A 9,174-nucleotide genomic window follows, 5' to 3' on the forward strand; every position below is an offset into this window, starting at 1 on the left:
AGTTATACAGCCCTGAATCAGTTAAAGACCTCGGCTTTTTTTATTGGTGAAACAACCGCTTCAGAAGCCAAAAAACACACAGAGAATATAATAATAGCCACAAAACCGGCTATTGAAAATGTGATCGTTAAAGTAGTTTCACATTTAAAGAACTAATAAAACACCTCAGAATAATGATAAAGAACGACCTGTTATTAAAAGCCTTAAAAGGAGAATCTGTAGAACGTCCCCCGGTTTGGATGATGAGGCAGGCAGGAAGATATTTGCCAGATTTTATGAAGTTGAAGGAAAAATATGATTTCTTCACACGTTGCAGAACCCCGGAACTTGCTACAGAAATCACCGTAATGCCTATTAGGCAGATAGGTCCGGACGCAGCGATTCTTTTCAGCGACATCCTGGTAGTGCCCCAGGCCATGAATATAGAGGTGGAAATGAAACCTGGAGTTGGTCCATGGCTTCCAAACCCTGTGAATACTGCCAAAAAAGTAGATCAGGTGATTGTTCCAGATGTAAATGAAGAATTAGGTTATGTTTTTGACGCTATAAAACTTACCAAGCAGGAACTGAATGATGAAGTTCCGCTTATTGGTTTTGCCGGATCTCCATGGACGATTTTATGTTATTGTGTACAGGGACAGGGTTCAAAAACCTTTGATAAGGCCAAAAGATTTTGCTTTATGGAACCCATAGCTGCGCACAGACTCCTTCAAAAGATCACCGATACTACCATTGCTTATTTAAAAGAAAAGGTGAAAGCCGGAGTGGATGCCATTCAGTTATTTGATTCATGGGGCGGACTTTTAGAACCGAAAGATTACCAGGAATTTTCATGGCAATATATGCAGCAGATCATCAATGCCTTAAAAGATGAGGTTCCGGTGATCGCATATGGTAAAGGATGCTGGTTTGCTCTAAAAGAGATGTCACAATCTGGAGCGGCAGCCCTGGGAGTAGACTGGACCTGTGAAGCACGAAACGCAAGATATTTAAGTGGAGGACAAATTACGCTTCAGGGGAATTTTGATCCTGCAAGATTATATTCCAAACCAATTGAGATAAAATATATGGTACACGATATGATCAAAGCTTTTGGCAAAGACCGGTATATCGCCAATCTTGGCCATGGCATCTTACCCGATATTCCGGTAGATAACGCGAAAGCCTTTGTAGACGCTGTGAAAGAATATAGGTAGGTGTTACGAAAAAGGCTACGCAAATTATCCATAAAAAATCTTCTGGTCTTATCTGGAGTTTTTGTTTTAAAGCCTTTTTTAATTCTACCTACATTAAAGGCAACGAAGAAAACTTTAGCCATCTGCAACGAATTATTTGGAGATAAGCATCATGGAAACACCAGATCCAATGCTTTTAGACATGCTTTATGGAATTATTTGATCTGCGAATATTGCCGTACAAAATTAAGTTCGGTAGAAAGAGCCGTCAGGTGGAGTAAGAAGATTACTGATTTACATGAAGATCTGGCTCCCAATCGAGAACTGGCCAAAGCTATGGATCTTCATAATAATTTGATTGGCCGCAAATTCTTTGCTGAAAATTCAGGATTACAGCAAAATGCCACAGAGCAGTTACGGGTTATGATGAAGAAGGCGATTAAAATATTTGCTGTTAAAGATATTATTTCAGCAGAAAATGAGTTGGTCTATATAGAAGATTGAACTATTAAAGGATGAAAGAAAAATTTTACAGATATATTCAGGAATTACAGGATAAGATTACTTCTAGGCTGGAAGAAGTTGACGGGAAAGCCAAATTTCAGGAAGATATCTGGAAACGTGAAGAAGGCGGTGGGGGCAGAACCAGGATCATAGAAAACGGTGCTGTTTTTGAAAAAGGAGGTGTTAATATTTCCGCGGTGTATGGTCCGCTGGCTCCAGCAATGCAACAGTATTTTAAAGTAGGAGATGTAGATTTTTTTGCTTGTGGCCTTAGCCTGGTTTTGCATCCCAAAAATCCAATGGTGCCAACGGTGCACGCGAATTGGAGATATTTTGAAATGTATGATAAAGATGGAACTGTTATAGATCAGTGGTTTGGCGGCGGGCAGGATCTTACTCCTTATTACTTATTTGAAGAAGACGCCAAACATTTTCATCAGGTTTCCAAAAATGCCTGTACCCCGCATGGCTTTTCATTGTACACAGAGTACAAGCAAAAATGTGATGAATATTTCTGGAATTCCCATCGTGATGAAGCCAGGGGAATTGGCGGATTATTCTTCGATTACTTAAAAAGTGACAGCCACATGAAAATCGAAGACTGGTATGAATTTATAACCGATGTGGGAAATTCTTTTCTGAAAGCCTATGTTCCCATCGTTGAGCGAAGAAAAAACCTGTCTTATACCGAAGAGAACAGAAGGTGGCAGGAAATAAGAAGAGGACGTTATGTAGAGTTTAACCTGGTTCATGATAAAGGAACTTTATTCGGATTGAAAACCAATGGGAGAATTGAAAGTATTTTGATGAGTTTACCTCCTCACGTGCAGTGGGTTTACGATCACCATCCCGAACCCGGAAGTGAAGAAGAAAAACTTTTGAAAGTACTTAAAAATCCTGTTAGTTGGGTTTAAGGTTTGCAAGGACCTTAATTTTATAGATCTTGATGTATGAGAAGAATTAATGCATAAAATATCAGAGATCAGGAAAATGCTGTTTTCTCTAATTCAAAAAATAAAATCAGAACTTTAATCAAGATTAATTTTAAAAATCTAAGACTTAGGACTTAGAGCTACAAACTTAAAACTTAATTCCATGTACCCATTACGCCGAAACAGAAGATTAAGAACCAACGAAAGTATAAGATCAATGGTACGGGAAACGATCATTTCTCCAAATGATTTTATCGTGCCGTTGTTTATTGTGGAAGGAAAAAATATAAAAGAGGAAATTGGTTCTATGCCAGGATATTTCAGGTATAGTCTTGATCTTATTCAAAAAGAAGTAAAAGAACTTTGGAATCTGGGTTTAAAATCGGTGTTGCTTTTTGTAAAGGTTTCTGAAGATTTAAAAGACAATACTGGCAAGGAAGCTCTAAATTCTGAAGGTTTGATGCAGCGCGCGGTGAAAACGGTAAAAAATGCGGTTCCAGATATGATCGTAATGACTGATGTTGCCCTGGATCCCTACTCTTCTTTTGGACATGACGGGATCATTGATAAGGGTAAGATTTTGAACGATGATACTACCGCTGTATTAGCTGAAATGTCCCTTTCCCATGCCAAAGCCGGAGCCGATTTTGTGGCGCCCAGCGATATGATGGATGGGAGGATTTTTGAAATCAGGAGTCTTTTGGAAGATGAAGGTTTTCATGATACCGGTATTATGAGTTATTCCGCGAAATATGCTTCAGCCTTTTATGGGCCTTTTCGGGATGCCCTGGATTCTGCTCCTGTAGATGCACAGGATATTCCAAAAGACAAAAAGACGTACCAGATGGATCCTTCAAACCGTGATGAAGCTATTAAGGAAACCCTCATGGATATTGAAGAAGGAGCCGATATTGTAATGGTGAAGCCGGGATTGTGTTATTTGGATATCGTCCGGGATATCAAGAATTCTGTGAATGTACCGGTAGCTGTTTACCAGGTTAGTGGCGAATATGCCATGATAAAAGCTGCTTCAGAAAAAGGATGGCTAGATCACGATGCCGTAATGTTAGAGCAACTTACTGCGATTAAACGCGCCGGAGCAAGCATGATTGCCTCTTATTTTGCCAAGGATGCTGTGAAGTTAATCTCCTAATATGAAGAAGTTTATTCTCACGATCATCATATTTTTGATAAGCTGGAATTCTTTCTCACAGGAATCAGATTATTTGGAAGCATTTCTCAAAAAATGGGATAATTCCAAAGAATATCTCCTGGATATCGCAGAACTAATGCCTGAAGAATATTACTCCTTCAAACCCACGGAAAGACAATTGTCATTTTCAGGACAACTGGAGCATATCAACCAGAATATGACCTGGATCAATTCTGATTATATCCAGCAGAATAAGGAACTCGATAAAACTGAATTCCCTACTATTAAGGCCGATATCATTAAGGAAATAAGTAAATCTTTTGATTTGGTTTCAGAAAACGTAAAGAATTTATCGGATGAAAAACTAAAGCAAAAAATGTCCTTTTTTTCCGGAGAAATGAATTTGCTGCAAATACTCAATTTAATTCAGGATCATGTAACCCATCACCGCGGACAGTTAATTGTCTACTTAAATTTAAAAGGAATTGAACCACCACCTTATCGTGGCTGGTAAATCATTTTTGCGTTTTTTCAAAATAAAATTTTTGTTTCAGGATTTTCAAATTAGAAGTATGTCTAATTCCATTATGAATATTAGGATATTTCACAGAGAACTTTCAACATAGAAAAGTTCATTTAAAATCCTTTTATCATTTCTTTGTAAAAAAATGCTTTCAGAATATATAAATTAGCCAGTCTAACAGACAATTAAGCGTATGGGCTTATTATTCACTTTTGCCGTATTATCAATCTTCTTTTCTTTCATGTGCTCTATACTGGAGGCTTCCCTCCTAAGCATCACGCCTTCTTTTATAAAGATCAAAAAAAAAGAGGGAAAGGGATATGCTAATACGTTAGCAAACTTAAAGAAGGATATAGACAAACCACTCATAGCCATTCTTACCATCAACACCATTGCGCACACGGTTGGTGCCATCCTGGTGGGTGTTCAGGCTGAAAAAACTTTTGGTGATGGCGGGAATTCTGTAGGAATCGTATCGGCTATTATGACCTTAGCCATATTAGTACTTTCGGAAATCATTCCCAAAACGATCGGGGCCACTTACTGGCAAAATTTGGGAAATTTCACGGCTAAATCCTTGAAAATAATGATTTTCCCACTGAAATATACAGGAATTCTCTGGCTGCTTATGCTAACCACCAGGTTAATTGGAAAATCTGCCCATGTAAGCAGTATGAGTAAAGAAGAATTTGCTGCTATAACAGATGCTGCTGAAGAAGAAGGAGTTTTTGAAGAAAGTGAAACTACGGTGATCAAGAATTTACTGGTTTTTAAATCTGTGGAAGCAAAGGATGTCATGACTCCCTTTTCGGTTGCGATTACTGAAGATGAAAGCATGTCGCTGGAGGATTTTCACAAAAACCATAAGAATTTGAAATTTTCCCGAATTCCAGTTTTTAAAGATAAATCGAATAATATTTCCGGATTTATTTTAAAAGATGATGTGCTTGAGCAAATGATCGAAGATCGTGGAAAACAACCTTTAAGCAGTATTAAAAGGGATATTTTGGTTACCAACGACAATACTCCAATTCCCGAGCTTTTTGAGATTTTTGTTCAGAAAAGGGCACATATTTCCATGATCGTGGATGAATATGGAAATGTTACGGGAATTGTAACCATGGAAGATATCATTGAAACCCTCCTGGGGCTTGAAATCATGGACGAGAGCGACAGTGTGGAAGATATGCAGATGCTCGCACGAAAAAACTGGGAAAGACGCGCAAAAAGACTGGGGCTTATCCAGAGAAAACAGGATCAGGAGACAGAAACCGCCATCGAAGACCAGGAAAAAAGTAATGAAAACAGCCAGAATTAAAACTCCGTTAGGAATCGCCGAGCTCACGGGGGATTCTAAAGGACTTTTTTCCGTAAAACTCCTGGAAGAAGCGAAGGAATCCTCCGAAATTCCTGCTGAGTTAAAGTCGGCGGCAGATCAATTACAAGCCTATTTCAGAGGAGAATTAAAAAAATTCCATCTAAAATTAAACCCACAGGGAACCGATTTTCAAAAAAGAGTTTGGGAAAAGCTTCTGGCTATCCCATTCGGAAAAACAACCTCCTACCTGGAATTATCCAGAAATTTGGGTGACGAAAAAGCGATACGGGCAGTGGCTTCTGCTAATGGAAAAAATCCCCTTTGGATCATCGTTCCCTGTCACAGGGTAATTGGAAGTGACGGTTCCTTAACAGGTTACGCTGGTGGTCTCCATCGCAAAAAATGGCTCCTGGATCTTGAAAACCCGCCATTGCAACAGCGTCTGTTCTAAAAATCTTATTTTATTATGATGAAAAAGTTATTTAAAATTCTTGCCTTCATAATATTTACACTTCTTCTCATTTCCTTTTTTCTGTATGCCTTTGGTTATGGTTATATTTTTAAAGCGGTAAAGACCACATACCTTACCGGTCATAAAACAGCTTTTATAGATGATTATCCGTATTTTGATAACCATACAATCGAAAAATCCAAAAGTATTCAACAGTGGTCTTTAAAAGAAGATTACAATCAGGTAAAAGCTACCTCAAAATTAGATAGTCTGAATGATGAACTTGAAACCGCTGCTTTTTTGATCATTAAAAATGATAGCATCTGGTTTGAAAAATATTATTATGGCTATGATGCGAAGTCTAAGACCAATTCGTTTTCGATGGCTAAAAGTGTCGTAACTGCTTTGATGTATAAAGCAATTCAGGATGGATACCTGGAAAATATTGACCAACCGGTCTCCCATTTTTTTCCGCAGTTTAATAGCCGCTTAAGCCTCGGCGATCTTGCTTCTATGTCTTCGGGGCTTAACTGGAATGAAAATTACTATAATCCTTTTGCTTCCACCGCCCGTGCTTATTTTGATGAAAATATAAGGGAACAGGTACTGGAACTTGAAGTTGTTAAAAAACCCGGGGAGGAATTTAAATACCTGAGCGGAAACACACAATTGCTGGGTATGGTGATAGAAAAGGCTACCGGCAAAACACTTAGCGAATATTTAAGCAAAAGTTTCTGGAAGCCGCTAGGAATGAATGATGACGGACTTTGGCAACTAGACAGCGAAAAATCTGGAATGGAAAAAGCCTATTGCTGTATCTCCAGTAATGCACGGAATTTTGCCAAATTTGGAAAGCTTTTTATCAATTATGGGGAGTGGAATAAAAAACAACTGATAGATTCCTCTTTTATTGCCCAGGCATCCAACCCCAGATTTAAAGAAACTCCCTATTACGGATATGGTTTTTGGCTAAGTGATTACAGGAATAAAGATATTTTTTATATGCGTGGGGTGTTAGGCCAGTACGTGATAATGATTCCTGAAGATGATCTTGTAATTGTTAGGTTAGGCCGAAAGCTTATCCGGCCTGAAAATGATAATAAACATTACAAAGACTTTTATATGTATATTGATGAAGCATATAAAATGTTAGAAAATGCTTCATAAACTTAATCTCGAAAATATACTTTTTCTGGATATTGAAACTGTTCCTGAATTCGGGGATTTTTCTGAATTAAACGAAGAAAAGAAAATCCTTTGGGAAGAAAAATCAAAATATCAGCGTAAGGACGATTTCACTGCTGAAGAATTCTATGAAAGGGCCGGTATATGGAGTGAATTTGGAAAGATTATCTGTATTTCTGTAGGTTTTTTTAGTTTCAGGAATGAAAATAGAAAATTCAGATTAACGAGTTTTAAAGGAGAAGAGGAAAAATTACTTTATGATTTTTCTGCCTTACTGCAGGAATATTTTTTCCAGCCTTACCACCTTCTATGCGCTCATAACGGTAAAGAATTCGATTTTCCTTTTATCGCCCGGCGTATGCTTATTCATAATATGCCATTACCCTCAAAACTAAATCTCTTCGGAAAAAAACCCTGGGAAGTACCTCATCTGGATACTTTGGAATTATGGAAGTTTGGAGATTATAAGCATTTTACCTCCTTAAAACTCCTAACCCATGTATTGGGAATTCCTTCGCCAAAAGAAGATATAGACGGTTCTATGGTAAGGCAGGTATATTATGAAAAAGGTGAATTAGACCGTATTGTGGAATATTGTGAAAGGGATGTACTTGCCATCGCGCAGGTGATCTTAAGATTGCGCCAGGAAAAACTTCTTGAAGAAATAGAGATCATTTCAGTATAAATTATTCTTAAAATATTGTTATTCAGAAGGGATGATTAAGCTATTCACTACCTAAATGTGTAACTTTAAGTATACTAAACCAATAAATTCTTATTTATGTATTTATATATTGAAATGTGGAACGTTACTACTAAATGGATGAAACTTGACCATGAGAAAAGAAGAAAGCTCATGGACGACATGCATGGCAGGATTAAAAATATGAAAGCGAGTGGCGTGGAAAATCTGGGTTGGTCCCGAAATGATGAACATACGCCCTATAGAAGTGACTATCGCTATATGACGGTATGGAAAATGCCTTCTAAAGCGGAAGTGGAAGTACTGGAAAGTAATCTGGAAAAAGTAGGATGGTACGAATATTTCTCTCAGGCGAATTCCAGAGGGGAAATCATTTCACAAAAAGAAGCCATTGATTTCTTAGTGGATATTGAAGAAACTTCAACTTCTTTAACATAACAAAGCTGAAAATAAACAGGTAAATATATAAGGCTGCTGAAATGTTTAAAACGTCATCCTGAATTTACTTCAGGATCTTTTAGATGAGAAGCTGAAACAAGTTCAGCTTGGCGAAAATAAGCTTCTCAGCAGCCTTTTTAATTAATTTATAGTCATTTCAGGAATATCGCCTTCTACGATTAATTCCCCTTCAGTAGCTTTTTGAATCTCATCAACACTCACTCCGGGAGCCCTTTCCAATAATTTAAAACCTTTTTCGGTCACCTCCAATACGGCAAGATTGGTAACGATTTTTGTAACGCAGCCCACACCCGTCAATGGAAGGGAACATCTCTTTAGAAGCTTTGAATCGCCAGCCTTATTGGTATGCATCATGGCAACGATTATATTTTCAGCAGAAGCCACCAAATCCATAGCTCCACCCATGCCTTTAACCATTTTTCCTGGAATCTTCCAGTTAGCGATATCTCCATTTTCGGCCACTTCCATAGCTCCGAGAATGGTAAGATCTACATGCTTACCTCTAATCATCCCAAAGCTGGTGGCAGAATCAAAGAAACTTGCTCCCGGAAGGGCAGTAATTGTTTGTTTCCCGGCGTTAATAAGATCTGCATCCTCTTCCCCTTCAATAGGAAAAGGCCCCATTCCAAGAATACCGTTTTCGCTTTGAAACTCCACCTGGATATCATCCCGAACAAAATTAGCCACCAAGGTAGGAATCCCAATTCCAAGGTTCACATAATATCCGTCTTTTACTTCCTTAGCTATTCTTTTAGCTATTCCGTTTTTATC

General features: G+C 38.1%; 11 protein-coding genes. 10 read left to right on the top strand and 1 reads right to left on the bottom strand.

What is annotated here, in order from left to right; all coding sequences use genetic code 11:
• Positions 1 to 173: 173 nt before the first annotated feature.
• From hemE to Q1K34_RS00050, 10 genes are all read left to right on the top strand, one after another.
• Positions 174 to 1,196, top strand: a complete 1,023-nt coding sequence (gene hemE, locus Q1K34_RS00005) for a uroporphyrinogen decarboxylase (RefSeq protein WP_300433611.1) — start codon at positions 174 to 176, stop codon at positions 1,194 to 1,196.
• Positions 1,197 to 1,679 carry a hypothetical protein gene (locus Q1K34_RS00010; protein ID WP_300433612.1) on the top strand — a complete coding sequence of 161 codons (483 nt, stop codon included), beginning with the start codon at positions 1,197 to 1,199 and terminating at the stop codon, positions 1,677 to 1,679. It begins immediately after the preceding gene.
• An 11-nt stretch (positions 1,680 to 1,690) separates the two neighbouring features.
• Positions 1,691 to 2,593, top strand: coding sequence for an oxygen-dependent coproporphyrinogen oxidase (gene hemF, locus Q1K34_RS00015; RefSeq protein ID WP_300433613.1), 903 nt, complete (start codon positions 1,691 to 1,693; stop codon positions 2,591 to 2,593).
• 181 nt (positions 2,594 to 2,774) lie between these two features.
• Positions 2,775 to 3,764 (top strand): porphobilinogen synthase, encoded by a 990-nt coding sequence (hemB, locus tag Q1K34_RS00020; protein WP_300433614.1) that lies wholly within the window; start codon positions 2,775 to 2,777, stop codon positions 3,762 to 3,764.
• 1 nt (position 3,765) lies between these two features.
• On the top strand, positions 3,766 to 4,278 hold the full coding sequence (locus Q1K34_RS00025; RefSeq protein WP_300433615.1) for a DinB family protein: 513 nt from the start codon (positions 3,766 to 3,768) through the stop codon (positions 4,276 to 4,278).
• A 202-nt stretch (positions 4,279 to 4,480) separates the two neighbouring features.
• Positions 4,481 to 5,605 (top strand): CNNM domain-containing protein, encoded by a 1,125-nt coding sequence (locus Q1K34_RS00030; protein WP_300433616.1) that lies wholly within the window; start codon positions 4,481 to 4,483, stop codon positions 5,603 to 5,605.
• Entirely contained in the window at positions 5,586 to 6,056 is a 471-nt protein-coding gene (locus tag Q1K34_RS00035) for a methylated-DNA--[protein]-cysteine S-methyltransferase (RefSeq protein WP_300433617.1), read from the top strand. The genes Q1K34_RS00030 and Q1K34_RS00035 overlap by 20 nt, the downstream gene beginning before the upstream one ends.
• Positions 6,057 to 6,074: 18 nt before the next feature.
• Complete coding sequence (locus tag Q1K34_RS00040) at positions 6,075 to 7,223, top strand: serine hydrolase (RefSeq protein ID WP_300433842.1); 1,149 nt, start codon at positions 6,075 to 6,077, stop codon at positions 7,221 to 7,223.
• Positions 7,213 to 7,926: a 3'-5' exonuclease gene (locus Q1K34_RS00045; protein ID WP_300433618.1), complete on the top strand. Its 714-nt coding sequence runs from the start codon at positions 7,213 to 7,215 to the stop codon at positions 7,924 to 7,926. The genes Q1K34_RS00040 and Q1K34_RS00045 overlap by 11 nt, the downstream gene beginning before the upstream one ends.
• A gap of 96 nt (positions 7,927 to 8,022) precedes the next feature.
• A complete protein-coding gene (locus Q1K34_RS00050; RefSeq protein WP_300433619.1) occupies positions 8,023 to 8,382 on the top strand; it encodes a DUF6616 family protein in 360 nt (119 codons plus the stop codon).
• A gap of 141 nt (positions 8,383 to 8,523) precedes the next feature.
• Here Q1K34_RS00050 and Q1K34_RS00055 read toward each other — a convergent pair.
• Positions 8,524 to 9,174, bottom strand: a 651-nt coding sequence (locus tag Q1K34_RS00055; protein ID WP_300433620.1) for a CoA transferase subunit B, incomplete at its 5' end; no start/stop codon positions are given.

The organism is Christiangramia sp. (genome assembly GCF_029937855.1).
In the GTDB taxonomy this organism is placed as follows: Bacteria; Bacteroidota; Bacteroidia; order Flavobacteriales; family Flavobacteriaceae; genus Christiangramia.

Coding starts and splice junctions, on each gene's coding strand:
- hemE (WP_300433611.1), top strand. CDS start 174: ATGATAAAGAACGACCTGTTATTAAAAGCCTTAAAAGGAGAATCTGTA.
- hemF (WP_300433613.1), top strand. CDS start 1,691: ATGAAAGAAAAATTTTACAGATATATTCAGGAATTACAGGATAAGATT.
- hemB (WP_300433614.1), top strand. CDS start 2,775: ATGTACCCATTACGCCGAAACAGAAGATTAAGAACCAACGAAAGTATA.
- Q1K34_RS00025 (WP_300433615.1), top strand. CDS start 3,766: ATGAAGAAGTTTATTCTCACGATCATCATATTTTTGATAAGCTGGAAT.
- Q1K34_RS00030 (WP_300433616.1), top strand. CDS start 4,481: ATGGGCTTATTATTCACTTTTGCCGTATTATCAATCTTCTTTTCTTTC.
- Q1K34_RS00035 (WP_300433617.1), top strand. CDS start 5,586: ATGAAAACAGCCAGAATTAAAACTCCGTTAGGAATCGCCGAGCTCACG.
- Q1K34_RS00040 (WP_300433842.1), top strand. CDS start 6,075: ATGAAAAAGTTATTTAAAATTCTTGCCTTCATAATATTTACACTTCTT.
- Q1K34_RS00045 (WP_300433618.1), top strand. CDS start 7,213: ATGCTTCATAAACTTAATCTCGAAAATATACTTTTTCTGGATATTGAA.
- Q1K34_RS00050 (WP_300433619.1), top strand. CDS start 8,023: ATGTATTTATATATTGAAATGTGGAACGTTACTACTAAATGGATGAAA.